General features: G+C 58.6%; 21 protein-coding genes and 3 pseudogenes. 13 read left to right on the plus strand and 11 right to left on the minus strand.

The window, feature by feature from the left end; genetic code table 11:
- Window positions 1–226: 226 nt before the first annotated feature.
- On the plus strand, window positions 227–2,119 hold the full coding sequence (gene mrdA, locus FPT12_RS19455; RefSeq protein ID WP_145018704.1) for a penicillin-binding protein 2: 1,893 nt from the start codon (window positions 227–229) through the stop codon (window positions 2,117–2,119).
- 11 nt (window positions 2,120–2,130) lie between these two features.
- Here the strand turns inward: mrdA and FPT12_RS19460 are convergent.
- Window positions 2,131–2,811 (minus strand): annotated as a pseudogene (locus tag FPT12_RS19460) (substrate-binding domain-containing protein); the annotation flags it as partial.
- Between FPT12_RS19460 and FPT12_RS19465 the strand changes: the two are divergent.
- Window positions 2,802–3,392 (plus strand): annotated as a pseudogene (locus FPT12_RS19465) (class II aldolase/adducin family protein); the annotation flags it as partial. The pseudogenes FPT12_RS19460 and FPT12_RS19465 sit on opposite strands and share 10 nt — an antisense overlap.
- A 257-nt stretch (window positions 3,393–3,649) precedes the next feature.
- Window positions 3,650–3,772, plus strand: a pseudogene (locus tag FPT12_RS19470) (quinohemoprotein amine dehydrogenase subunit beta); the annotation flags it as partial.
- A 39-nt stretch (window positions 3,773–3,811) separates the two neighbouring features.
- Here FPT12_RS19470 and FPT12_RS19475 read toward each other — a convergent pair.
- Together FPT12_RS19475 and FPT12_RS19480 are read right to left on the minus strand one after the other, a co-directional pair.
- Complete coding sequence (locus FPT12_RS19475; RefSeq protein ID WP_145018707.1) at window positions 3,812–4,207, minus strand: lysozyme inhibitor LprI family protein; 396 nt, start codon at window positions 4,205–4,207, stop codon at window positions 3,812–3,814.
- An 80-nt stretch (window positions 4,208–4,287) separates the two neighbouring features.
- Window positions 4,288–4,677, minus strand: coding sequence for a GFA family protein (locus FPT12_RS19480; protein WP_145018710.1), 390 nt, complete (start codon window positions 4,675–4,677; stop codon window positions 4,288–4,290).
- 171 nt (window positions 4,678–4,848) lie between these two features.
- Between FPT12_RS19480 and FPT12_RS19485 the strand changes: the two genes are divergently transcribed.
- Window positions 4,849–6,213, plus strand: coding sequence for a DUF2599 domain-containing protein (locus tag FPT12_RS19485; protein WP_145018713.1), 1,365 nt, complete (start codon window positions 4,849–4,851; stop codon window positions 6,211–6,213).
- Window positions 6,214–6,273: 60 nt separating this feature from the next.
- Window positions 6,274–7,500, plus strand: coding sequence for a DUF2599 domain-containing protein (locus FPT12_RS19490; protein ID WP_145018716.1), 1,227 nt, complete (start codon window positions 6,274–6,276; stop codon window positions 7,498–7,500).
- Window positions 7,501–7,631: 131 nt separating this feature from the next.
- Here the strand turns inward: FPT12_RS19490 and FPT12_RS19495 are convergent, their stop codons facing one another.
- The gene (locus FPT12_RS19495; protein WP_145018719.1) at window positions 7,632–8,555 is read right to left on the minus strand and encodes an ADP-ribosylglycohydrolase family protein; all 924 of its coding nucleotides are present in this window, start codon (window positions 8,553–8,555) and stop codon (window positions 7,632–7,634) included.
- Window positions 8,556–8,704: 149 nt separating this feature from the next.
- On the opposite strand from FPT12_RS19495, the gene FPT12_RS19500 reads away from it, so the two are divergent.
- The 5 genes from FPT12_RS19500 to acpP all read left to right on the plus strand — a co-directional run bounded on the left by FPT12_RS19500 (window position 8,705) and on the right by acpP (window position 12,968).
- A complete protein-coding gene (locus FPT12_RS19500; RefSeq protein WP_145018722.1) occupies window positions 8,705–9,163 on the plus strand; it encodes an SRPBCC family protein in 459 nt (152 codons plus the stop codon).
- Complete coding sequence (locus FPT12_RS19505) at window positions 9,150–9,512, plus strand: helix-turn-helix transcriptional regulator (RefSeq protein WP_256676816.1); 363 nt, start codon at window positions 9,150–9,152, stop codon at window positions 9,510–9,512. The genes FPT12_RS19500 and FPT12_RS19505 overlap by 14 nt, the downstream gene beginning before the upstream one ends.
- Window positions 9,513–10,571: 1,059 nt before the next feature.
- The gene (locus tag FPT12_RS19510; RefSeq protein ID WP_145018725.1) at window positions 10,572–11,528 is read left to right on the plus strand and encodes a dialkylrecorsinol condensing enzyme; all 957 of its coding nucleotides are present in this window, start codon (window positions 10,572–10,574) and stop codon (window positions 11,526–11,528) included.
- Window positions 11,521–12,672 (plus strand): beta-ketoacyl synthase DarB, encoded by a 1,152-nt coding sequence (gene darB, locus FPT12_RS19515; RefSeq protein WP_145018728.1) that lies wholly within the window; start codon window positions 11,521–11,523, stop codon window positions 12,670–12,672. The genes FPT12_RS19510 and darB overlap by 8 nt, the downstream gene beginning before the upstream one ends.
- A 44-nt stretch (window positions 12,673–12,716) precedes the next feature.
- The gene (acpP, locus tag FPT12_RS19520; RefSeq protein ID WP_306108842.1) at window positions 12,717–12,968 is read left to right on the plus strand and encodes an acyl carrier protein; all 252 of its coding nucleotides are present in this window, start codon (window positions 12,717–12,719) and stop codon (window positions 12,966–12,968) included.
- 87 nt (window positions 12,969–13,055) lie between these two features.
- Here acpP and inhA read toward each other — a convergent pair whose 3' ends face one another.
- Entirely contained in the window at window positions 13,056–13,742 is a 687-nt protein-coding gene (gene inhA, locus FPT12_RS19525) for an isonitrile hydratase (RefSeq protein WP_145018731.1), read from the minus strand.
- Between the two features lie 109 nt (window positions 13,743–13,851).
- Between inhA and FPT12_RS19530 the strand changes: the two genes are divergently transcribed.
- Window positions 13,852–14,850: a GlxA family transcriptional regulator gene (locus FPT12_RS19530; protein ID WP_145018734.1), complete on the plus strand. Its 999-nt coding sequence runs from the start codon at window positions 13,852–13,854 to the stop codon at window positions 14,848–14,850.
- A gap of 9 nt (window positions 14,851–14,859) precedes the next feature.
- On the opposite strand, the gene FPT12_RS19535 is transcribed toward FPT12_RS19530, so the two are convergent.
- From FPT12_RS19535 to FPT12_RS19550, 4 genes are all read right to left on the minus strand, one after another.
- Entirely contained in the window at window positions 14,860–17,295 is a 2,436-nt protein-coding gene (locus FPT12_RS19535) for an alpha/beta fold hydrolase (protein ID WP_145018737.1), read from the minus strand.
- A gap of 9 nt (window positions 17,296–17,304) precedes the next feature.
- Window positions 17,305–18,747 (minus strand): TIGR01777 family oxidoreductase, encoded by a 1,443-nt coding sequence (locus tag FPT12_RS19540; protein ID WP_145018739.1) that lies wholly within the window; start codon window positions 18,745–18,747, stop codon window positions 17,305–17,307.
- Complete coding sequence (locus FPT12_RS19545; protein ID WP_145018742.1) at window positions 18,740–19,225, minus strand: cell division protein; 486 nt, start codon at window positions 19,223–19,225, stop codon at window positions 18,740–18,742. The genes FPT12_RS19540 and FPT12_RS19545 overlap by 8 nt, the downstream gene beginning before the upstream one ends.
- Before the next feature lie 154 nt (window positions 19,226–19,379).
- Entirely contained in the window at window positions 19,380–19,769 is a 390-nt protein-coding gene (locus FPT12_RS19550) for a hypothetical protein (RefSeq protein ID WP_145018745.1), read from the minus strand.
- Window positions 19,770–20,294: 525 nt separating this feature from the next.
- Between FPT12_RS19550 and FPT12_RS19555 the strand changes: the two genes are divergently transcribed.
- Window positions 20,295–20,666 carry a DUF6124 family protein gene (locus tag FPT12_RS19555; protein WP_145018748.1) on the plus strand — a complete coding sequence of 124 codons (372 nt, stop codon included), beginning with the start codon at window positions 20,295–20,297 and terminating at the stop codon, window positions 20,664–20,666.
- Window positions 20,667–20,816: 150 nt separating this feature from the next.
- Here the strand turns inward: FPT12_RS19555 and idi are convergent, their stop codons facing one another.
- Window positions 20,817–21,362: an isopentenyl-diphosphate Delta-isomerase gene (gene idi / locus FPT12_RS19560; RefSeq protein ID WP_145018751.1), complete on the minus strand. Its 546-nt coding sequence runs from the start codon at window positions 21,360–21,362 to the stop codon at window positions 20,817–20,819.
- 150 nt (window positions 21,363–21,512) lie between these two features.
- On the opposite strand from idi, the gene FPT12_RS28395 reads away from it, so the two are divergent.
- Window positions 21,513–21,770, plus strand: a complete 258-nt coding sequence (locus FPT12_RS28395) for a hypothetical protein (protein WP_371922596.1) — start codon at window positions 21,513–21,515, stop codon at window positions 21,768–21,770.
- Here FPT12_RS28395 and FPT12_RS19570 read toward each other — a convergent pair.
- On the minus strand, window positions 21,709–23,532 hold the full coding sequence (locus tag FPT12_RS19570; protein WP_145018757.1) for a glycoside hydrolase family 15 protein: 1,824 nt from the start codon (window positions 23,530–23,532) through the stop codon (window positions 21,709–21,711). The two genes, FPT12_RS28395 and FPT12_RS19570, sit on opposite strands and share 62 nt — an antisense overlap.
- Window positions 23,533–23,621: the final 89 nt, after the last annotated feature.

The raw sequence follows: 23,621 nt of genomic DNA on the forward strand, positions 1-23,621 counted from the left end.
CCGAAACCCCTATCTGCGTATGCAGGTAGGGGTTTTGTTTTGCCTGCGAGAAAGTGCTCTCGGCTGCACCTACGTCCGACCGTCGTTTTGGCCGTCAAGGACAACCACTTGGGAAATTACCCTTAAAGTGGCTGCGCCGTTTTTGGTATGGTGCAGCTCGTTTTTTAATGGACTGATGTCACGCGCAGGGAATGGCGTTTAATCCGGTCAAAGAGTTGCTGCAGAAATGCCCGAACCGATCCCGATCAAGGACCATGAAACAGAAACACGCCTGGTAAACAAAAGGCTGTTGGCCTGCGCGCTGTTCGTGGTTGCCATCACCTGCGCGCTGGTTGTACGCCTATACGTCCTGCAAGTAGTCGAGTTTGACTATCACTCGACGATCTCTGAAAACAACCGGGTGCATGTCCTGCCCATTACCCCGACTCGCGGTCTGATCTACGACCGCAACGGCGTACTGCTGGCCGATAATCGGCCAAGCTACAACCTGATCATTACCCGTGAACGCGCAACCGATGTGAAAGGCGAGCTGGACTCGGTGGTCAGTCTGTTGCACTTGCCTGCTGAAGATCGCACGCTGTTTGACAAGGCGATGAAGCAGGGGCGCCATCCCTTTGTTCCGGTCACCTTGTTTTACGAACTGACCGAAGAACAGATTGCGATACTGGCGGTGAACGAGTTCCGCCTGCCGGGAATCGACGTTGAGCCGCAGTTCGTGCGCAACTACCCGCTGGGCGCGCATTTCGCCCACTCGATCGGTTATGTCGGGCGCATCAACGAGAAAGAATCCAAGGCACTGGACACAGTCGAGTACCGCGGTACCCAGTCGATCGGCAAGACCGGCATCGAAAAATTCTACGAGTCCGAGCTGCACGGTCATGTCGGCTATGAAGAGGTTGAAACCAACGCTCAGGGTCGGGTGCTGCGAGTGCTCAAGCACACTGATCCGATTCCTGGAAAAAACATCGTGCTCAGCCTCGATGTAAAGCTTCAGGAAGCGGCAGAAGAGGCGCTGGGCGACCGTCGCGGTTCAGTGGTTGCTCTCGATCCGGCCACCGGTGAAGTGCTGGCAATGGTCAGCAAACCGAGTTTTGACCCGAACCTGTTCGTCACCGGCATCAGCTTCAAGGAATACGCGGCGCTGCACGATTCCATTGACCGCCCACTGTTCAACCGGGTCTTGCGCGGGTTGTATGCGCCGGGCTCGACGATCAAGCCGGAAGTGGCGATTGCCGGGCTCGACACTGGTGTGGTCACGGCGTCTACCAGGGTCTTCGATCCGGGTTACTACCAACTGCCGGACTTCGATCATAAATACCGTAACTGGAATCACAGCGGCGACGGTTGGGTCGACATGGACGCAGCGATCATGCGCTCCAATGACACCTATTTTTACGACCTGGCGCACAAACTCGGCATTGATCGTCTGCACGATTACATGGCGATGTTCGGCCTTGGCGAAAAAGTCTCGCTGGACATGTTCGAAGAGTCCGCCGGGCTGATGCCGTCCCAGGCATGGAAGCGCGCTACTCGCCGTCAGCCGTGGTTCCCCGGTGAAACGGTGATCCTCGGGATTGGCCAGGGTTATATGCAAGTGACACCGCTACAACTGGCTCAGGCGACGGCACTGATCGCCAACAAAGGCGTGTGGAACCGTCCGCATCTGGCCAAGACGATCGATGGCCTGCCACCGGTGGATGAGCATCCGATGCCGAACATCCTGCTGAAGAATCCACACGACTGGGAGCAGGTCAACCATGGTATGCAGATGGTTATGCACGATCCGCGCGGGATTGCCCGTGCGGCGGCCGTGGGGGCGCAATACCGGATTGCAGGCAAGAGCGGCACCGCACAAGTGGTGGCAATCAAACAGGGCGAGCGCTACGACCGCTTGAAGACCCGCGAGCGTAACCGCGACAACGCCTTGTTTGTCGGTTTCGCCCCAGCCGAGCATCCGAAAATCGTGATCTCGGTGATGATCGAGAACGGTGAGGCCGGCGGTCGTGTTGCCGGCCCTGTGGTGCGACAGATCATGGATGCATGGCTGCTGGACAAGGACGGTCACCTGAAGCCGCAATACGCGAGCCCGAGCAAACCACCCAGCGATCCTCACGTTTGACGCGCTGAAAGCTACAGCACCTGCTCATGCCTGCTGAGCAGGTGCTGGAAGCTTTCCAGGAACACAGTCTCGGCCTGAGTCATTTTCTGCTCACGATTCCTGAGCGGCCGAATATCCAGATCCACCACACCCTCCTCAGGCGGCAAACGCCACAGCAACCCCTGCTCGACATCTCGCCGCACCAGGTGAACGGGTAAACAGCCGATCCCAAACCCTGCGCAGATCAATCGGTGAATCTCTTCGAAGCTGGTCGATGATGCGACGATCTTGCCGGTAAAACCTTGCTGGTCGCGAAACAGTGTCAGCGGTGAAAGATTGCCGCCCAACTGGTCGCTGGTGAAACTGACGACGTGCTCGCTGGCGAGTTGTTCCAGCCTCAGATTCGTCTGCCCGAACAATCGGTGGCGTTGGCCGCAGAAGTACCCATAACGTTCGCTAAACAGCACCCGTTGCTCCAGCCGTGGCTGCGGCAGCCGGGATAAACCAACACCGACCGTCGCAGTCTTTTGCAGCAGAGCACTGATGATGTTCGAACTGCCCATCACCTCGACTTCCAGTTCGACATTCGGATGGCTCTCATGGACGTCCGCCAGGGACTTATCGTAATGCGGGGACTGGATTCTGCTGATGGTCAGGATCCGCACCTTGCCCACCACGTCATCGTGAGGACTCTCGATCACCAGCCCCATTTGATCGCATGCGCGCCTCGGATTTGGTGCGTATCGACCAGCAGGGCCGAATTGTCGATCCGGCGTATGCGGATCATCGAGTCAACACTGCGGGCTTCGTGATTCATTCCGCGATCCACATGGCGCGCCCCGATCTGAACTGCGTGATCCACACCCACACGGCGGCGGGCATGGCGGTGGCTGCGCAGAAGCGAGGACTGCTACCGATCACTCAACATGCGCTGAAGTTCTACGGCAAGCTGGCTTATCACACCTATGAAGGCATCGCTTTGTCGCTGGACGAGCGCGAGCGGTTGATTGCCGACCTGGGACTGCACAAGGCGATGATCCTGCGCAATCACGGACTGTTGGTGGGCGGTGCCAGTGTGGCTCACGCGTTCCAGGAAATTTACTTCCTGGAGCGTGCCTGCCAGGCGCAGGTACAGGCATTGGCGGGTGGGTGTGAGCTGAACTTTCCGTCGCCGGAGGTCTGTGTTCACACGGCTGAACAGTTCGAGCAGGACGATGCCGAGAACATCATCGAGCTGGCCTGGTCGGCGGCATTGACCCTGATCGAATCACAACGCGAATCCTATTGCTCATGAACACCGAGTCAGGCGCTCTACGGCACTCTGAGCCGGGAAGATATTTCCCCATGACGTGCGTGCTTCGTCGCATGTCTGGAAGTGACCCGGCCAGAGACTGGGCAGACGGATCAGGAGCGCTTGATGACTCTTGTAAAAGCAATAACACCACAACTGCAACATGAAGCCCGGTTGGCCTGGGAGAAGCTTCACCTTGAAGGCAAAGTCCCGAACGGGGTTTGCGCGCTGAAATCGACGCCGCGATGCCGGCCATCGATTACCTGGCCGGGACCTTCAACGACGTATCGATCTTTGATGCCGAGAGCCTGAAACAGATCGGCAGCATCAAAATGCCGGGCGGCGACATGGCGATCACCACGGCGCAGGTGTTTGTCCGCTAAAGCTCCTACGGGGGGTGGTGTTGACTGCGATTTTTTCGTTCAAGGCACCGGGCAACTCAGGTCGCCTTCCTGGCACTCGAGGTAAGTCTTGAAGGCCTCGACACGTTTTAGCGTCAACCCGGCCATGCAGTTGCTATAGATCATCGGGTAGGCGCTGCCGCCCGCCACCCCGGACGCCGAGAACTCGCACTCGGCATCGCGGAACGTCACCCAGGCACGCTGTGCACCGACCAGCCGTTTTTTGCTCTCGACGTTGTCCTTCAGGCGGTCATTGATCTGCTTGTAGAGGGCGTTGAGCTGGGTGTCGGCCTTCTTGTAATCCTTGGCAGCACACTCGTTCATCGTGCGTTGGTCGGCGGCATTCGTGCAGTCGTCGGCATGGGCGAAGGGCGCCAGCAGCAGCGGCGCAAGTGCCAGTAAAAAACGTGGAGGCATGGAAAGCTCGTGTGGGTCTTCGAGGAGTTGAGCGGCTGATTGAAGTGCAATCGCTACGCGTGTGCAACCCGTGGCGGTGGCTACTCGGCAGACTTGGTCATTCCTTCATAAGCTAGCCATGGCACATCGTGAGATGTCCAAATGTGCGCCTGCGGCGTCATTTGCGGATCATCATCGAGCGTCGCCACCCGCACAATCACATGCGGCTGAGCCAAGCGCTCGGCTACCAGGTGCGAGCCGCACTGCGAGCAGAAGTGCCGCAGCTTGCCAGGCGAGGACTCGAAGGATGACAACTTGTCCAAACCTTTGATCCAGCGAAAATGCTCCCGCATGACCCCGGCCGTTGAGGCGAACGCCGCCGCATGCGCCTTGCGACAGGTATGGCAATGGCAGTGGCTGATCGGCATGTCGAGGCTGTCGAGTTCATAGGTGATGGTCTTGCACAGGCAACTGCCGTGGAGTGTTTTCATGCTGATTCATCCTTTGAAAAGTGGTGCTTTGCGTAGAGTATTTCTTTTAGGGCGATCGGATAAGTCCGAGACGTGCCGACTAAAAAGTTCCAGTGACAGGAACAGATGCCGGGTTTGGTCTACGCTGCGAAACTGGAAATCATCATCCAGCACTGCGACAAGGAGGTCTGCATGCGCCCTATGGCATGTGCGCCAATTATTCTGGCGTTCACTTCTACCTTTGCGTTATCGGCGATAGCCGCACAACCCGTCCTCGATCCGATCGAGACCCTGAATCGAATCAACCGCAACTACAACACGCTGAATAACGACTGCAAGGAAATCGATTCCGGGGCTGCGCGCGGTCATTATTATTGCAGCGGCGTGACGCTGCGCATGGTCAATGACGGGCCCTTCAATCCCTGGGATTACAGCCCTTATGCGATCAAGATCGGTGGGACCTCTTACTCCTGGATTCGCAAGGACCTGAGCACCAGCATTCTGATTCATCCCGCCGGTTTCATCATGCGCACCCCAACGGATGCGGCGGCGTTGAACCGGCCGGTCAAGGAGCAGGGTTGGACCTGCATCTATGCTTTCGATGGCGGCACCGGACCGGAACGCAAGTGGTATGGCTGCGGCTTCTTTGACAGTAAGGAGCCACCCAGAAACGCCCAGGGCACGCTGAACAACAAGAATGCCCAGTGGGCTTACGGCACCTGTGCCGAAGCCGGGGTCACCACCGCAGAAAAGTGGAGCCAGCGATACACCGGGCTGTTCAAGGGCCCCATCCAGTCCAGCCAGTGTTCCTGGAATGCCGAAAAACCCAGTGATTGGAATGCCATGATCCGGGTGCATGAGTCCCGTGCAACCACCACCATGAAGGACCCGTTTTCGATCAAGACCCAAGTCAACGAGTTCATGCTCAAAAACGCTTCCGCCACCAACGATGGCAGCGAGAACATGAAGTACATCGACGCCTTCATCTACAACGTCAACAGCACGCAAAACTTCGCCACCCGAGGCGACCAGGCGCCGCCCAAGCCGGAAGACGGTCTGAAGAGTGCGCGCAACTTCCAGAAAAAGTTGAATGATCAAGGCTACCCAGTACCGATTCTGCGCCTGGACTTCACCAAGCCCCCAGAGCAGCGCTTCAGCTACGTGGCCGCCGATCAGGTGATCGCACTGAACGCCAACGCCCCCGTTGACCCGGTCGCCAGCACACCGCCCCGTCAGTACATCGCGTCGGCCAACTGGGTCAAACGCTACGACCCCGGCACTCGCAAGGATGAATGGACCTTGAGCGTCGTGCCCACCGCCGAGGGGCGGGCGCTGCCGAGTAATCAATTGAGCGCGTTGTACGACGAACTGTTCGCCATGAAGGGCAGCGACCAGAACTGGCGTGAAGAAGAAAAGTCTGCCGGCAGCATGCGTCAGCAACTGAACTGTGTGCTGGTCAATTACCGCAGCAAGACGCCGTGGAACCTGGAGCCTTTCAGGCCCACTGTTTCAGACAGTGAAGCGAAAGCGGCCGGTTGCAACCCGGTCCCGCGCTGAACGAGAAGGACATGACGGCCAGCACTGGCCGTCCCGTTTCAACCACCACGAGGGATCTCTATGAAAGGAATCAAAGCACCCGTTGCCAGCGCAGTCGCCATCGCTGGCCTGTCATTTTTTTCCACGGCCCATGCCGATTTGGGCAGCGACACGGTCACCCGTCTCAACCAACTCTATAACGACACCCGGCAAGATTGCGGCGGGCCATCCAAACCGGCGTTTCTGTGTTCGGGTGTGCTGTTTCGGGCGACCTGGCCTTCGACCGATTACCAGTTCTACAGCATCAGCCCGAAAAGCCAGGCGAGTGGCGGGGTATCCGCCTCGTATCTGCGCAAGGATTCGAAGTTCCGCAAGCTGGCCTATGGGCTCAAGAGCGGCTTCATTTTCGACACCATCTTCGGTAACCCCAAGGACCATCAGGATTACGCCGTGGTGTGTTCGTTCCCGATCGATGCAGCCACCGATGATCGCGGGCAACAAGGTTGCACCGACTCGCGGCGAACCCCCGGCAACGTGGAAAAATTCTGTCACGAACAAGGCGTGGCCACTGCCGAGCAATGGGCTGCCAATTACCAGCAGAACAGGGGGGATCATTCACGCCAATGCTCATTCGACGTACGTGATGAACGCAACAGTGCCTCGGGCCCGGCCTTCTACCAAAGCATCCGCGCGATGAGCAAGATTGCTGCCGAATCGTTCGGCACCCAGAACGAACTGCGCTTGGCCAAGTGGGAAGAGAGTCCGCCGAAATCTCCATCGATCCTTGCACTGTTCTATACCGAAGACAGCGGCCTGGAGGGCGCCCGGCTTAATCAGATCCAATGGTACAAGGCGGTGCAGCAGCACTTGCCGGTCATCAACATGAAATTGCCGCAAACCCCTCAACAAGACGCAGCCTTTGTCTACGACAGTAAAAAGCAGGTGATCTACCCCACGACTGAAAAGAACGGCTGTGATCGCTACGTACAAAGCGCAAGCTGGGTTGAGCGTGACGACCCGGGCTTTGGCAAGAAGGTCATGACCCTAGAAGTGACGCCGACCGATTGCGGCAGAAAGGTACAGGACGGCCAGACCAACAACTTCTTCAACGAACTGGCTGCCGATCACTACCTGGACGCGAACTGGAAAGACAACCCGGACAACCGTGACAGCAACATCGGCAGCATGCGCCGTCAGTTGGTCTGCCATTTCAACATTGCCCGCAACAAGCCTGAGTGGAACCTGGAACCTTCCAGACCTTACACCTCCAATGAAGACTCCATCGCCAAGGGTTGCAACAACACCTGATACGCAGACAGGCGGTGAAGATCGACCACAATGGCGATTGCGCAACCTGAAGGCTGCGCAATCGCCATTGGGGCCTGGTGTTGATCACAGGAGGTGACGCATGAACCCGGCGGCAAAACCTAGCGGCCGGATCAGTCGTGCGTGTGGTGGGTGTTTGATGCCTGTAACAATGCGTCGGCTGTCGCTTCAATCTCATCGTGCATGTGCAGCTTCGCAAGCCAACTCCTGGGGATTCCTTTTACACCGTAAAAAGCTCCGGCCAACTGCCCGACAATGGCAGCGGTTGTGTCAGCATCATCACCCAGGTTGGCGGCTTGCAGAATGGCGTCTTCGAAGCTGTCGGTGTGATGAAAACACCACAGCGCCGCCTCTAACGAGGCAACGCAGTAGCCTGTACCCACGATCTCGGATTTTGGTTTGGCGAGATAGTTGCCACCGGAAATCGCGGCGACTTTTGGTTCTGAAAAGTGTGTGTGGCTCAGGCGCTGCAAATCCGACTTTGTCGCGCCCTGCAATGCTTCGCAAATCAATTCAGCGAACAACTGGCAGCATTCGATGGCTTCAGGCGCAGCGTGAGTGGTTCGAGAGCTATCGCTGGAAAACGTCCTGACATGGCCTATAGCAGGGAAGTAAAACAGCACCACCGGTGCCAATCGCATCAGCGAACCGTTACCTGCGCTGAACGGATCGGTCGATCCGGCAAATGGATTGCCGGTTTCCTGATAATGAGTCAGGGCTTCGCGCACGGTCATGCCGATATCAAAGCAGTCGCCAGTCGAGCTCAGGTAACCCCATTGCCACCAATTGAGATAACGCCCCATCTGGTCGAAGGCGTCAAATCCATTTTTTGTGAGCAGGCTTTCGGCCAGGCACAGGGCCATCGACGTGTCATCGGTCCACTGGCCCGGCTTCAGATTGAACGGGCCGCCACCCACCATGTCGGTGAGCGCCGGGAACGCCCCGCGCGGTTTGAACTCTACGCTTGTACCGACTGCGTCGCCGCAAGCCAGCCCCAGCAGGCAGCCGCGATAACGCTCCGAAAGGGTAGGCAACATGAAGCATCCTTGTTTTGGGCCAGTTCCCTGGCGACGTTAGCATTTCCAGGCGTCATGACAGAAAGGTAAAGCCTGTCCGAATGTTTCATGCAACCAGAAAGTTGCGCATTCCGCCATCCGGGCCTAGTGTTCATCAAAGGAGGTGACCTATGCACTCATCAGATCGCATCGAAAGAAAGATCCTGCTCAAGGCTCCACGCTCCACCGTCTGGCGCGCCCTGGCCAATGCCGAATCCTTCGGCAAGTGGTTTGGTGTCGCGCTCGAAGGCAAACGCTTTGTTGCCGGTGAGCGAACCCGGGGGCAAATCACTTATCCGGGCTATGAACATCTGGTCTGGGACGTGCAGGTGGCGCGGGTCGAGCCCGAGCGGGTGTTTGCGTTCCGTTGGCATCCGTATCCGGTGGACCCGACCGTGGACTATGCGTCGGAGCCCACCACCCTGGTGCTGTTCGAGCTCGAGGACATGAAGGACTGCACGTTGCTGAAGGTTGTCGAGTCCGGTTTCGATAACATTCCGGCAGAACGCCGTCTGAAAGCCTTCCGCATGAACAGTCGCGGTTGGGATGATCAAATGACCAACATCGAGACGTACCTTGCCACCCCCTGACGCCTTAACGCTGGATATGCCGTCGGCCACTACTGCGCTGGGCCGCTCGGCACTGACCTTCGCCGCACTCGGCGACGAAACCCGGCTGCGGTTGCTCGACGTGTTGTGCGGCGGCGGGGCGATGTCGATCGCGCAGCTGACAGCCGGCACCGACATCAGCCGCCAGGCCGTGACCAAACACTTGCAGGTGCTGGCTGACGCCGGCCTGGTGCGTGACACCAAGCGGGGGCGTGAACGCCGGTGGGTATTCGAGCCGACGCAACTGGACGAGGCCCGCCGCTCGCTGGAAGTGATCAGCCAGCAGTGGGACCACGCGTTGGTGAATCTGAAATCCTTTGTCGAACAATGAATTGCGAGCCGTATCTGACGCACTGCTCGCGACTCGGAGGCTTGAGGCTTGAGGCTTGAGGTGCCTAAGGGTTTTCGGAAGTGCTGCAATGGCGAATGTCTTACACGAAGTAGTAGCTATGTCTCCTGTTTCAGATTGGATCCGAAGCGTAATCTACACCCATCAACTGAAGCGCAGGACGCGCTCAGGGTCATGGATGATCGACCATTTGCAAGGATCGCAGCGACAGGATGTCGTCATGGTCTTGAAAACCCGCTTCGGCGGGTTTTTTTTGCCTGCGGGAAATGGCCGTTTGTAGCTTGACCTGACGCATAGCCAATGGCTTACGCACGGCAGATGGTATGTCGTCTTTTGCGCCTGTGGTTTTCGGCCTATTCTGACTCCATCAACTGCAGCGCAGGACGCGCTCAGGGTCATGGATGACCGACCATTTGCAAGGAATGCAGCGACAGGATGTCGTCATGGTCTTGGAAAACCCGCTTCGGCGGGTTTTTTTATGAGCGCTGTAAAAGTCCGTATCAGAACATCGCCGGGCTCGGCACTTTGCGGCAGCGCTTCAAATTCGGTCGATGAGCCCGGACCAGAATGTCACACGCGGTCTGAGTCGTTGAACTAGCGGCGTAAATCCAGAAAAAACCGGTAATAGGAACATGAATCTCCAGTTGCGAATACAGGTATGTGCCTACCAAATCAGGTAGGTTTACACCGCTTCTGTTCCGGGTAGAGTCTGTCATCACAAGACGGGGACAACTCCGACTCTAACACCACTCCTTATTTATTCCGTGCCTGCAAAGGGGCGGAAGGATTTGCGTTTTCGAGTGGGCGTGTACCGGCTTATTAAAGTCAACTAATAAAGTGTGCAGTCAGCGCGTTATTTCTCGTGTGGGTATTTCAGTTTTACGGTCATGACAGGCTCAATCCGGCAGCAATGGAGTGCGGTGTGCCTGTCTTCAGTTTTTTAGTTGGCTGTTTATAAAAAACATAACTGTCACATTACTTGAAAAAGGTGGCGGTACTTTCGATGTGCTCAGGGTTTGGATCAAGAAGGTCAGTGGGCTTATGAAAAGAGTGTTGGTGGTGCGCTATTCCCAAAGCGGGCAGTTGACTTCAGTGATTGAAAGTCTCATTGCGCCGCTGCGCGATGATCAAGAAGTCAGTCTTCAAGAAGTTATATTAAAACCGGCTACGGCTTATCCTTTTCCCTGGCCGGTCACGCGCTTCTTCGATGTGTTTCCCGAAACCGTTCAACTTGCACCTCCTGTCATAGAACCCTTGGGCCTTGAATATGAAGAGCCTTTCGATCTGGTCATTCTGGCTTATCAGGTGTGGTACCTGTCGCCGTCGCCGCTGATAACGGCGTTTTTGAAAAGTGTCGAGGGCAAGCGGCTGCTGGCGGGTCGCCCGGTGGTCACGGTCATTGCCTGCCGGAACATGTGGTTGATGGCCCAGGAAGCGGTCAAGGGCCTGCTGCTGGAAGCGGGCGCACACCTGCGCGACAACGTGGTGTTTACGGACCGCGCCAATACTTTTGCGACGTTGATCACCACCCCGCGCTGGATGTTTACCGGGCGGCGTGAGTCCTTTCTCGGGTTGCCCAGGGCGGGGGTCAGTGACGTCGATATTCAAGGAGCTTCGCGATTTGGCGTGGCACTACGCAATGCACTTTATAACGATCAGGAAACACAGGATGCACCCATGCTCAACGGTTTGGGGGCTGCTGTTGTCAATCCTGGACTGATTCTCAGCGAGCGCGCGGCTTATCGGGGGTTTAGGTTCTGGTCTGGACTTATCTGCCGATACGGTCAATACGGACGTTGGCTAAGAACGTTGTTGTTGGGCGTGTTTATCGTCTACTTGATGCTCGTCATCATGACTGTTTTACCGATATCGCTGGTGTTACGTCGTTTGCTTAGTCCCTTGATCCGGGCGCGCCTGGATCAATTGAAACACTATTATGAACAGCCGTCCGGCTCGCAACTAAACCTTAAAACTGAAAGAGTGAAGCGCTATGAATGATTCGTTTGCCTATATCACTAAGACGTCCACGTTCATGCCGGGTGAGGCGGTGGATAACGATACTATGGAAAGCATCCTCGGTTATGTGGGCGGGCGTCCTTCGAGGTCGCGGCAAGTGGTGCTGCGCAATAATGGTATTAAACAGCGTTACTACGTACTTGACCGGGAAACCGGTATTGCAAAGTTTACCAACGCCGACATCACCGCCTTGGCGGTCAAAGGCCTGGTGGGTGATGACTTTGCGCTGGATAACATCGAGTGCTTGTCGACCGGCACCAGCTTGCCTGACCAACTCATGCCTAACCATGGCGTCATGGTGCATGGCGTATTGGGCAATAAACCCTGTGAAGTGGTATCCACGGCGGGTATCTGCCTGGCGGGTCTGACGGCCCTGAAATACGCGTATCTGTCGGTACTCTCGGGGTCCACAAAAAATGCGGTTGCAACCGCTTCCGAGGTTCCTTCACCGGTGCTGCATGCGCGCAATTTCGACAGTGAAAATGAAGCGTTGGTCGCCCAGTTGGCGGCGCGGCCAGAGATCGCGTTCGAGAAAGACTTCCTGCGCTGGATGCTGTCAGACGGTGCCGGTGCGTTCCTCATCGAAAACAAACCACGGGCCAGCGGCACTTCGCTGCGAATCGATTGGATCGACATCTTCTCCTACGCCGATCAGCTCCCGACCTGCATGTACGCCGGCGCGGAAAAAACCGACGGCGATGAACTGACGGGCTGGAAACAGCTGAGCCCGGCGCAATGGGGCGAGCGCTCGACGTTCGCGATCAAGCAGGACGTGCGTCTGTTGAATGAAAACGTGGTGAATTACACCCTTGGCAAACCGCTGCGCCAAGTCATGGTCAAGCGCAACCTCTCCTCGGAGGCCATTGACTGGTTCTTGCCGCACATGTCTTCGGAATACTTCCGTAAACCGATAGCGCAATGCCTGGAAGACAACGAGCTGGCGATTCCTCAGGAGCGTTGGTTCACCAATCTGGCGGAGCGGGGCAACACCGGGGCGGCCTCGATCTACATCATGGTCCATGAGCTGATCGAGTCCGGGCGCCTGAGCAAAGGTCAGAAAATTCTGTGCTTCGTCCCGGAAAGCGGGCGGTTCTCAGGTGGTTTCATGCACCTCACAGTGATGTAAAAGAATCCAACGGATCACTTGATTCAACACGCCAGGGAATGGATATGGATACGATCGAACAACGTGTAAAAAAAGTGGTGGCTCGGGAATTGGGCGTTGACGAAGCGCGCGTTCAGAACACGAGCACTTTTGGCGAAGACCTGGAAGCGGACTCGCTGGCGAGGGTCGAACTGGTACTGGCGCTTGAAGCCGAGTTCGATATCACAATCCCGGATGACCAGGCCGATGGGCTGCAAAGCGTTCAGCTGAGCATCGATTACATCCGCCAGGCGTGTGAAAGCGCCGCCATGGCCTAAACGTTAAGAAGAGGAGGTGACCAACGTCTGGTTGGCTGGCCAGATAAGCGACGTCGGTTCACCTCTTCCTTCAATGCAGGCCGTAATTCAAACCCGATCCAGACGCGCTGCCGCACGCTGGGTTATCTCGGTACGAAGCTTCAGCGATGGCGCGGAGCGGCGATTGGCTTCTTCCAGAACCTCACGCGGCGCGGTATCGGGGCTGCCCGAATTGAAGGGCGGTGCGGGCGCGTATTCGAGTTGCAACTGCACCAGTTGCGCAGTGTCATTGCCATACAACTCAGCGGCCAGGGTCAGGGCAAAATCTATACCGGCAGTTATTCCGCCACCGGTCAGCAGATTGCCGTCGCGTACCACCCGATCCCGAACCGGGATGGCGCCCAATAGACTCAGCAATTCATGATAGGCCCAGTGGGTCGTCGCCCGTTTTCCCTTGAGCAATCCCGCCGCACCGAGTACCAATGCGCCGGTACACACCGAGGTCACGTAGCGTGCCTGGGCGGCGTATTTGCGAATGAACGCCAGGGTTTGCGGATCTTCCATCAACGGCCCGACGCCGCTGCCTCCGGGGATGCAAATCACATCCAGGTCGGGGCAGTCATCGAACGTAGTGGTCGGCGTCAGGACCAGGCCGGTGCTTGCCGTCACGGGGACCAGGTCCTTCCAGATCAAATGCACCTTTACGTCCGGCAGCGAGGCCAACACATCGTAAGGTCCGGTCAGGTCCAGTTGCTGCACCTGTGGAAACAACAGAAAACCGATCTGCAACGTCATGACGCTATCTCCTTGGTCTGCGTGTTCACACCTTTATTGGGTGGACGGTTTGACTGTAGGCTCGTAGGATTTGGCGCATACGCCAATCAGCCCTCGAATTACGCCAATCATGCCGAACTCACCGAAAACCGTTCATGTGCTGGCCTTCGCCAATGTGCAATTGCTCGACGTCACCGGGCCATTGCAGGTGTTTGCCTCGGCCAATGACATGGCCGCGCAGCGAGGATTACCGCCGCCCTATGCGCCGACGGTGATTGCTGGTGGCGGCGGGGCGGTGATGTCCTCGGCCGGCTTGGCGCTGTTGGCCGAACCGTTGCCGAGCGAGTCTTCCGATACGCTGATCATCGCGGGCGGCTGGGGTGTTTACACGGCGGCCGAAGACGCTGTGCTGGTGGATTGGGTGCGTCAACAGGCTGCGGTTTCCCGGCGTGTGGCGTCGGTGTGTACTGGGGCGTTTTTACTGGCCGCCAGCGGCTGGCTCGACGGTCGTCGCGTGGTCACCCACTGGACCCGCTGCGATCAGCTGGCGCAAAAGCACCCGCAACTGCGGGTCGAGCCCAACCCGATCTTTATCAACGACGGCCCGGTCTGGACCTCGGCCGGGGTTACGGCCGGCATCGACCTGGCGTTGGCGCTGGTGGAAGCAGATCTTGGGCGCGGAATTGCCCTGGAAGTCGCCCGGCAACTGGTGGTGTTCCTCAAGCGCCCGGGTGGCCAGTCGCAGTTCAGCGTGACCCTGGACCTGCAACAGCACGGCAACCGCTTTGATGAGTTGCACGCCTGGATCGCCGAAAACCTCAGCGTGGACCTCGGCATCCCGGCGCTGGCGCTGCAAGCGGGTATGAGCGAGCGCAGCTTCATCCGGCACTATCGCGTCGACACTGGCCAGACCCCTGCGCGGGCGATCGAACTGATCCGCGTCGAAACCGCACGACGATTGCTGAGTGACACCGGAGTGCCGATCAAACGGATTGCCGTGCAATGCGGGTTCGGCAGCGAAGAAACCCTGCGCCGCAGTTTCCTGCGGGCCATGGGCGTGACCCCGCAGGCGTATCGCGAACGGTTTTCGCGCGAAGACTCCTGTGCTACAGAGGTCTTCGAGATTTAAGGCTTGCGCTTACTTCACCAACGTCAACTCACCATCGCAATACCGCACTTCACGGCCTAACCACGCCAGATCGACCTGGGGCAGCACTGCTGAGGGTTTACGCAGTTCACGCAGCAAGGTCGAGCCGTGGGACAAGCGTCCACCCATGCGTGCGATCACTGCCCGCGCGGTCTGGTAGTGCGCGTGTCGTCCGGGGTCCAGGGTGTCTTCAAGCAGAATGTCGTCACCCAGAATGCCCTGGACCTGCCCCGGATAGATCATGAATCCCGTGGCCTGCTCGGTGCCTTCACGACCGTCCTGCCAGAAGCTGCCGTCACGCGTGCGAATGTCCGGATGGGGTCCGAACCAGTGCGCCCGATCCGCCATCGGCATGGCATGGTGCAGGCGAAAGAACAGCCGCATCAGGTTGTCGCGATACCACTCGCGCACTTGCAGGTAGTAACCGCGCAATCCTGGCGCACCCGCTGAATGAGCCAGGTGGATGGCCCGGGACCATCGCGGGAATGCCTGCAACGGCAGCTTGGTCGGTGCCGGGCGTGGCGTCGCCGGATCGGTTTCCCATGGCAGTCGATGTGGGCAGTGCTCAAGGTCGTCATACGCTGTCGGTGGGCGCCCCAGCAGATCGCCACCACTGCTGGCCAACGCCGTGGCGATACACAGGTTTCCCTGCACCACAAACACATAGAACCGGGTGAACCAGTCGGCAAGTTGCTGGCCGTCGGCGCTTTGCGCTATCAGGTCTGTCAGCTCCTGGTCGAAGCGCTGCAATCGTCTTTCCAGCGTCAGCAAATGCCCGCGAGCGATGCGTTGCATACGCAGCAATAACGGCAGCGAACGCAATAGACGCAGAGGCCGCCAAGGCAGATCCGGCGTTGCGCCACCGACTTCACCGGCGTAGCTGCTGGCGGAGATCCCCCAGTCCGCGAGGCGGGCGAGAAACAGGTCGTTGTTGATATAGGAGGCGCCGCCGAACACCGCAGTGAACGGCTCGTTATCCTGCAAAACGCGTGAATCCCAGCGCGCCATGATCGCCGGAATACTGGCCGCTGCACGCCGTTGGGCGTACTCCACCAGACGGCTGGGTTGTGGCGGCAGGATCTCGGCGATGTTGGCGGCGGTCAAGTGTCGACGCCAGCCGTAATCGCTGATCGGCCGGTATTGCAGCAACCACAGTTGCGTACCGTCCCAGGCCCATTCGACGTCGCCGGGCACATAGTGGAAGACCCGCAACACGTTCTGTAAAAAGCGCCACAGCAAGTCTGCGGTCAAGCCGTGGGATGGCTTGAATGTGTCGCTGCTCCAGGAGGCGCCGAGCCGCGAAACAATCGCCCGCTGCGGACTCACCTGGCCGTCGGCCAGTGACTCGAGGTGACCCTCGACCCATTCCAGTTCGACCGATAGATGACGTACAAAGGCAATCCCGGACAGCAGGGGAGTGATGAAACGTTGCACCACCACTTCCTCGACCCCGGACGAACTCAACTCGGCAATCCGCGCAGGCACGCTGTGCGTCGGTTCACGCAGGAACGTGGTGCTCAAACCGGCGTTCGCCGCATCGGCCTGATCCTCTCCATAGCTGGAAGAGCGCACCGCCCAAGTGGCGTTCGGTTGGCTGGCGAGAAACGCCGGCAAGCGTGAATCGTTGCAGTCATTGAGTGACAGCGCAGGGGGAACTGCTTGCCCGGCCAGTGTTGCCAGGCGTAAACGCCCGCCCTTGGTGTGCGCGACGAATCCGCGCTCACCCGACTCCAGCCACGCCGCGAACTCGGCCGGTGAGTCGATCCATGGGTAATGGCCCCATCCGGGTTTCAGGCTGATGGTCAAATCGGCGCGGGCCAGAATCGCCGACCATGCGGCGGCTTGCTCGATGCCCAGTACTTTGTCCTGATCGCCCCAGACCAGCTCGACCGGATCGTTGATCCACTCCAGCAAAGGCAACGCGGTGTCTGCCCGCACCAGATCCCAGTGCGGTACAAAAGCGCGGCAGCGTGCATAACCGGCACCCATGCGGCGGTACTGCGCGGGCGTCCAGGTCAGGCTGGAAAACTTGTGTGCAAACAGCGTTGGCTTGTTCGCCAGCAACCAGTGGATGGTCTTGCGAATGGGCAGTGGTGACATCAATGCCGGCAGGCGGCGTTGCCACAAAAATGCCCCCACCGGCGCCAGCAATACACTCCTGCAAAAATGCCCCGGTTGCCGTTGCAGCGCATGCAATACCAGCAACGCATTCACGCCGACTGCCATGATCGCGCTGCCTTTGATGGTCGCCGTCAGCAACGCCTGAGCATAGGCGGCGAGGTCTTCGCAGGGGGCTTGAGGGTTGCTCCCGAAACCCGGCAGTTCCAGCGGCACCACCTGATAGCGCTGAAAGTACGGCAGCGCATCATCCCACCAATCGGCGGCGCTGCCGTTGCCGGCCAGCAGGTACAGAAGGGGCTTGCTCATGGACACTCCTCAGGCCAGGTCGCGCAGGGCAGCGTCGAGGGTCGGGTAACGGAACGTATAGCCAGCCTCCGTCAGGCGACCTGGCATCACACGTTGACCGTCGAAAAACAACTGCGCCATTTCGCCAGCCAGGGCGCGTACCGGGGCCGCCGGGATGTGGAGCCACACCGGGCGCTTCAGGACTTTACCGACGCTGTCGGCGAACACCGCCTGACTCACCGCATCCGGTGCCACCAGGTTGTAGGTGCCGCTCAGGCTGTTGTCGTCGAATGCACGGGCGATCACTTGAATCACATCATCGCGGTGCACCCAGCTCATGATCTGCTGGCCATCGCCCATGCGCCCACCGAAACCCAAACGGAATGGAATCAGCAACGGCAACAACGCGCCGCCCGGGCCGAACACCACACCCAGACGCATGACCACCTGACGCACGCCGAGTTCGCTGGCCGGTTGTGCGGCGACCTCCCAGCGTGCGCATAGCTCAGCCATGAAACCCTCGCCCTTGGTGGCACTTTCATCAAGGCTTTCACTGGCGTCACGCACGCCGTAAAACCCGATGGCTGAGGCCTGAACCCACAGCGCCGGTTTATGTCGGGCATTCTTCAGCCAGGTCATCAACGCTTCAGTGGTGTTGACCCGACTGGCCAGCAATTGCGCCTGACGCTTGGCACTCCAGCGCGGACCGGCAACCGGCGCGCCAGCCAGATTGATCACGACATCGAAGGTTTCGCTGTAGCCAAGTTTGCTCAGCGAACGCAGGCAGCGAGCACGGCCGTCAAACAGGTAAGCGGCTTTCAACGGATCGCGGGCCAGCACACTGACGGTGTGGCCGGCGTCGAGCAGTTGATTGACCAGGGTTTCACCGATAAACCCGGTGCCACCGGTGACCAGTACACGCTTATAGGCAAGCCCCGCGAACGGGTTAGCCGGTTTGCCTTCGCGCTGCATGCGGAGCGCCGCCAATCCATCGCGAATACCTGAAGCGGTGACGCCGATCGCAAACAGCGTCAGCAACCAACCGCGCCAGCCGAAATCGATAGGGCTCAGGGCGGTAGGCAACGTTGCCCATTGCGCCAGTTGCACACCGTATAACGCGAAAAACGCACCGCCATTGACCGCCAGTACCGTGTGCATGATGCGCTCGATGGCCGGCAACTTGCGGCTGCGATCCTCGACCACGAAGTCCCACAGTGTCAGGCCGATCTCCAGCGCGAAGAGCAGCGCAATGACAATTGCCCACGTGCCCTGGAAGGCCAGGTGCGCCATGCCCAGAAACAGGATGCCGTAGAAACATGAACGCAACGCGTGGATCGACAGCTCCAGCCGTGCGCTGTGGCGATAGGGCAGGGCGACGGTCAGTTCGTGGTGATACAGGGTATCCAGTGCACCCAGAACCGCTTGGGCGATCAGCAGCGTGAGCGCCCAGTCCAGCAAGGAAAAATCAGCCATGGTCGGATTCACTCAATACATTGACAGGGGAGAGGGGGCGGCGGTCATGGCGATACAACCAGAACAGGGGCGGCAGCAGGGTGAGCAGCGCAAAGCTGTCGATCCACAGGTGTGACCAGACGTTGGCCTGAATCGAAATCAGCATGTCCTGAGGGGCCCAGAGCACGATCCCGGCAATTAACCAGCCCCACGCCATAGGGCTTTCAAGGCGATTGCCGATGTGCACCAGCGCCAGCATGTACAGCGAATAACTTTGCAGGGTGGCGCCGAACAACGCCAGCCACCAGATCTGTTGTGCGCGGGCGGCAGCAGGCGCGGCGTCAACCCAGAAGGCTTGTTCGAGGGTTTGCAGATAGCCATCGAGCAAACCCGAGTGGCCAGCCCAGGTCAGCATGACGCTGACGAGCAGATGCGCCATGGCGGCGGCATACAGCCAACCCACCAGCGTGCGCCGGAGGGTAGAAGAGGTGGGCAACATTCCTTGTCCTGATCGCGTCCTTTGGGGCGGCAAGTGTAACGATGTTTTGCCCGGCTTACTGCTGATAAGCGAGGCGTGGCAAACGGGGCACTTTAGGGCAAGGTCGTGAATCAGGATGATTGGCCCACTTGTGGGCGGGCCATTAGGTCGGCGCCTAGGCTTCCATTTCCGACGGCTGGTTGAAATATTTCGAGCGATCAGGGGTGAATGTCACGAGCATTTTGGTGCGGGAGCAGGTTATCGATCGTTCCTGAGTCAAGTCGATGTCCAGGTCTTCACCGCGCAGGCCTTGCCATTGGGCGAGATATTTGAGGGAGCCGAATTTGTCGCGCTTCTTCAGGCTGCGGCTGACGCCACCTTTCCAGCCGAGTACCGGGAGTTCACCGGCCAGGCAGCGTTTTGAAAGATCGGGGAATTTAGCGGCACGTTCGCGGCCGATTTCCCAACACTTGATCAGGCCTTTGTCGTCGGCTTCCCAGAGTTGATCCCGGGTCAGGCCCGAGCGGGGAGGTGCTTTGATGCTGCAGTGGATGCGATGGCTCATTCTGGTTCCTTGAATGCGGGTTTTTGTTGAACAGCTCCGCTGTACCCGTTGAGGGGGCGATGTTATGAGGCCGGTGACTGGCTTGCAACCGCATATTTCAGGATGTGGGATCCCCCCAGGCTGCGATCTTTTGGGGCTTTCATCATTAAACGCGTTTCGTCAGGCAGACCGCGTCATTGTTCATCGCGGGCAAGCCACGCTCCTACAGAAGTGGTGTTGGCCGGGGAGTTCTCCGACAGGGTTTTAAGGTTGCGGTTGGGAAGGGCGCGGGGCTAGCCTTTGTTGGTCGCTGCCAATTCAGCGGCCAGGTTTGGTCACCTGTTCAATGTCAGGCGCATGAGCGCCAACCTAAGCATGTCGGCGCTTTTTTTTGCACTTGCCGTTATGCTTCGCGGTGGGCTGTGCGCGGGGCACTTTCGAGTGCGCCGGGTGCCTGACTTCCCGGTTGACCAACCTGCGTACCGCCCACCACCCATCGTTTGGTCACGATATTGGTGAGCTTCATGAATGTCAGGAGTTTTACCCATGGTCAAAATCACCCCCAACCCTCCCGAAAACCCTAGCGTTTCCCCGTACGATTCCCACGACCCCAGCAAGCTGCATGAAGCCGCCGAGCGTGCGCTGGATTACCACTTGCCGCCATTCACCCCGCCACCAAAACTCGATACCCGGCCGGGCAAAATGTTTATGGTCATTCCCGATGTCGATAACGAAACCCTGCTGGCCCATGCCAGCGAAACCCTGGCATCGGTGAACGTCTTGGCCAGCGATCTGGCCTTCGAACTGGAAGGCTCGCGGCGTCATGTGGCGCTGGCGATTCAGCAGATGGTGGTGCTGGGCGAGTTATTGGTGAACCGGGCGCTGGATAATTTCGATCCGTACGACTCGGACGCTTAGCGGTCCGCCTGTAGCGAGGGGGCTTTGCGTTGTGCGCCCTAAAAGATCGCGGCCTGCGGCAGCTCGGATTTGCGAACGGATTCGACTTCTCCGCGGAGCTGCCGCAGGCTGCGATCTTTTCTCGTGACGGTATGGACGAAGCGACAGTGCTCAGCGGTGGCTGTGCGCGAGTTCTTTCCACCTGCGGACCCCGGCCGGCCCAACCTGCTCGAAGATCCGGCGAAACCAGACGCTGAAGGCTTCAGGGGTTGTTGCGATCTGTCCCGGAATCTCGGAGAGCTTCTGCCATTGCCAGCTTTGGGCTTCTTCGGGATTGGCAATCGGTGCCGTTCGGCAGATGCCGGCGAACACGTGGTCGTACTCATGCTCGATGAGCTGGTTCGACACACGTTCGTGGTAGAGCAGGGTGGAGACCGGCGTCAGTTTGCAGGTGAGCCCCATTTCTTCGCGAAGTCGGCGTTTGGCTGCGGCGCGGGTCCGTTCACCCTGGCGCGGATGTCCGCAGCAGGCGTTGGTCCAAAGACCTTGAGAGTGGTATTTGCCCAAGGCGCGTTGTTGCAACAGCACACGGCCGTTGCCATCGAAAATGAAGATCGAGAAGGCTCGGTGTAAAAGCCCCTGTTGATGGACCTGCAACTTCGGTGCAAAGCCGATTTCACGATCATCTGGATCGACAAGTATCAAGATTTCTTCCATGGGCAAATTCCATTTTGTCTTCGCTACTGGGCGTTGTTGTGGGTTTTGCTACTTTTCGGCATTGCTCGTGTTTGTGTGTTGATCAGGGAGCTTATAGGGTGGAGTCTGTTGATTTAGTTGGTCGGTTGGGACTGGAGTGAAAAGTTTATGATGCAGCGTCTATTGATTATCGATTCGACCGATTCCAGGTTGGACAGTACGTTAGAGGCGGTTGCGTGTAGTCATGAAATACTCGTTGTGTTTTCGCTTAGTGCACATCGCAACATGGAAAGACTGTTTGCGCAGTGCTTGAGGTTCGAGCCGAAGTTAGTCATTGTCAGTGAGCCGCATCAAGCACACCAGCACCTTATGGCTGCCAGTAACTCTTCTCCCCACTCAACTTCCGCTCGAGAAAACTCGCTGCGCTGATCAGTGCCAAATGGGTCAGCGCTTGCGGCGTGTTGCCCAGGTGTCTTGCGTGGCTGTCGAACCCTTCGGCGTAGAGCCCGAGCGGGTTGGCGTAGCGCAGCAGTTGTTCGAACTCCAGGTGCGCTTTTTCGACCATACCGGCGCGGGCCAGGCACTCGACGTACCAGAACGAGCAGGCGGCGAAGGCGCCCTCGGTGCCGGCGAGGCCATCGATCTGGCTGTCGTTGTGGTAGCGGTACACCATGCCGTCGCGCACCAGGGTTTTCTGGATCGCTTGCAGGGTCGACAGCCAGCGCGGGTCCTTGGCGCTGACGAAACGCACCAGCGGCATCAGCAGCATCGATCCGTCGAGTGCGGTGCCGCCGATGTGCTGGACGAAATGCCTATGTTCGTCGCTCCAGAAGTTGCTCCAGATATCGGCGTAGATCGCTTGGCGGGTCTGATCCCAGCGGGCGAACGGGGCGGGCAGCGAGCGTTTCGACGCGAGGCGGATGGCCCGGTCCAGCGCCACCCAGCACATCAGCCGTGAATGCAGGAAGTGATGCTGCTCGCCACGCATTTCCCAGATGCCGACATCCTCTTGCTGCCAGCTATCGCAAACCTGATCGACCACCTTGATGGCATGTTGCCAACTCTCATGGGAAATGGCTTCGCCGTACTTGTTGACCAGGTACACCGCGTCCATCAACTCGCCGAAAATATCCAGCTGAGCCTGCTCGTAGGCCTGATTGCCGATACGCACCGGTTTGGCGTTGCCGTGACCGGACAAGTGCGCGAGTTCGATTTCCGGCAGCTCCTGACGACCGTCGATGGCATACAGGACGTTGAGCTTCATCGCTTTGCCCTGGCAGTCGCTCATCCGGCCGTGCAACCAGCGCATGTAGGCGTTGGCTTCATCGACAAAGCCCAGGCGCATGAAGGCATAGACGGTGAAGGAGGCATCGCGGATCCAGGTGTAGCGGTAGTCCCAGTTGCGCGCGCCGCCGGGTATTTCCGGCAGGCCGAAGGTGGCGGCGGCGAGGATCGCGCCGTGTTTGCGTGAGGTCAGCAGTTTCAGCGCCAGTGCCGAGCGGTTGACCATTTCGCGCCAGCGTCCGCGGTAATTGGATTGACCGATCCAGTCGCGCCAGAACTTCAGCGTGCGTTGCAGGCACAGGTCGCTGTTTTCGTCCTTGAAACGTGGGTCGTCGAGGGCGCCGAGGAGGAATTCGGCGCTCTGTCCCTGTATGAGGCTGAACGTGGCAACGGCGGCGTCTTGTACAACCAGCATCGGTTGATTGGCGCGCAGGCGTAAACCTGGCTGGTGAGCGGCGTCGAAGCAGATGTCTGCGCCGTCGGCCCGCGCCGTGGTTTGTGCTCGGGCGTAGTCATGGCGCACCGCGCAATTCAGGTGCAATGTCGCCTGGCCACTGACCACCCGCACGCGACGGATCAACAGGGGTAGGGCGTCGTCGCTGTCGCCGACGGGTAGCAGGTCGGTGATTTCCACCACGGCTTGTTCACTCAGCCAGCGGGTTTGCAGCACGTTGGTGTCGGGCAGGTAGATTTGCTCGCGTCGGGCATCGGGCAGGTCGGGTGCCAGTTGGAAAATCCCCGCGTCCGGGGTGTCCAGCAACGAGCAGAAGATCGACGGGCTGTCGAATTCCGGCCAGCAGAAAAAGTCCACGCTGCCCTTGTCGTTGACCAACGCTGCGCTGCGCATGTCCCCGATGATGCCGTGGGCGTCGATAGCACTTTGTCGCTCGTTGTAATGATCAGCCATTGCTGCGTCACTCCGGATAGAGACATATGCCGCCATCGATGAACAGTGTGCTGCTGACGAGATGTGCCTATCACTCAGCTTTCGACGGG

The sequence above is a fragment of the Pseudomonas sp. H3(2019) genome, assembly GCF_007713465.1.
GTDB lineage: Bacteria > Pseudomonadota > Gammaproteobacteria > Pseudomonadales > Pseudomonadaceae > Aquipseudomonas.

Excerpts from the sequence above, each read along its gene's own strand:
- mrdA (WP_145018704.1), top strand. The coding sequence starts at position 227 with ATGCCCGAACCGATCCCGATCAAGGACCATGAAACAGAAACACGCCTG.
- FPT12_RS19475 (WP_145018707.1), bottom strand. The coding sequence starts at position 4,207 with ATGCCTCCACGTTTTTTACTGGCACTTGCGCCGCTGCTGCTGGCGCCC.
- FPT12_RS19480 (WP_145018710.1), bottom strand. The coding sequence starts at position 4,677 with ATGAAAACACTCCACGGCAGTTGCCTGTGCAAGACCATCACCTATGAA.
- FPT12_RS19485 (WP_145018713.1), top strand. The coding sequence starts at position 4,849 with ATGCGCCCTATGGCATGTGCGCCAATTATTCTGGCGTTCACTTCTACC.
- FPT12_RS19490 (WP_145018716.1), top strand. The coding sequence starts at position 6,274 with ATGAAAGGAATCAAAGCACCCGTTGCCAGCGCAGTCGCCATCGCTGGC.
- FPT12_RS19495 (WP_145018719.1), bottom strand. The coding sequence starts at position 8,555 with ATGTTGCCTACCCTTTCGGAGCGTTATCGCGGCTGCCTGCTGGGGCTG.
- FPT12_RS19500 (WP_145018722.1), top strand. The coding sequence starts at position 8,705 with ATGCACTCATCAGATCGCATCGAAAGAAAGATCCTGCTCAAGGCTCCA.
- FPT12_RS19510 (WP_145018725.1), top strand. The coding sequence starts at position 10,572 with ATGAAAAGAGTGTTGGTGGTGCGCTATTCCCAAAGCGGGCAGTTGACT.
- darB (WP_145018728.1), top strand. The coding sequence starts at position 11,521 with ATGAATGATTCGTTTGCCTATATCACTAAGACGTCCACGTTCATGCCG.
- acpP (WP_306108842.1), top strand. The coding sequence starts at position 12,717 with ATGGATACGATCGAACAACGTGTAAAAAAAGTGGTGGCTCGGGAATTG.
- inhA (WP_145018731.1), bottom strand. The coding sequence starts at position 13,742 with ATGACGTTGCAGATCGGTTTTCTGTTGTTTCCACAGGTGCAGCAACTG.
- FPT12_RS19530 (WP_145018734.1), top strand. The coding sequence starts at position 13,852 with ATGCCGAACTCACCGAAAACCGTTCATGTGCTGGCCTTCGCCAATGTG.
- FPT12_RS19535 (WP_145018737.1), bottom strand. The coding sequence starts at position 17,295 with ATGAGCAAGCCCCTTCTGTACCTGCTGGCCGGCAACGGCAGCGCCGCC.
- FPT12_RS19540 (WP_145018739.1), bottom strand. The coding sequence starts at position 18,747 with ATGGCTGATTTTTCCTTGCTGGACTGGGCGCTCACGCTGCTGATCGCC.
- FPT12_RS19545 (WP_145018742.1), bottom strand. The coding sequence starts at position 19,225 with ATGTTGCCCACCTCTTCTACCCTCCGGCGCACGCTGGTGGGTTGGCTG.
- FPT12_RS19550 (WP_145018745.1), bottom strand. The coding sequence starts at position 19,769 with ATGAGCCATCGCATCCACTGCAGCATCAAAGCACCTCCCCGCTCGGGC.
- FPT12_RS19555 (WP_145018748.1), top strand. The coding sequence starts at position 20,295 with ATGGTCAAAATCACCCCCAACCCTCCCGAAAACCCTAGCGTTTCCCCG.
- idi (WP_145018751.1), bottom strand. The coding sequence starts at position 21,362 with ATGGAAGAAATCTTGATACTTGTCGATCCAGATGATCGTGAAATCGGC.
- FPT12_RS28395 (WP_371922596.1), top strand. The coding sequence starts at position 21,513 with ATGCAGCGTCTATTGATTATCGATTCGACCGATTCCAGGTTGGACAGT.
- FPT12_RS19570 (WP_145018757.1), bottom strand. The coding sequence starts at position 23,532 with ATGGCTGATCATTACAACGAGCGACAAAGTGCTATCGACGCCCACGGC.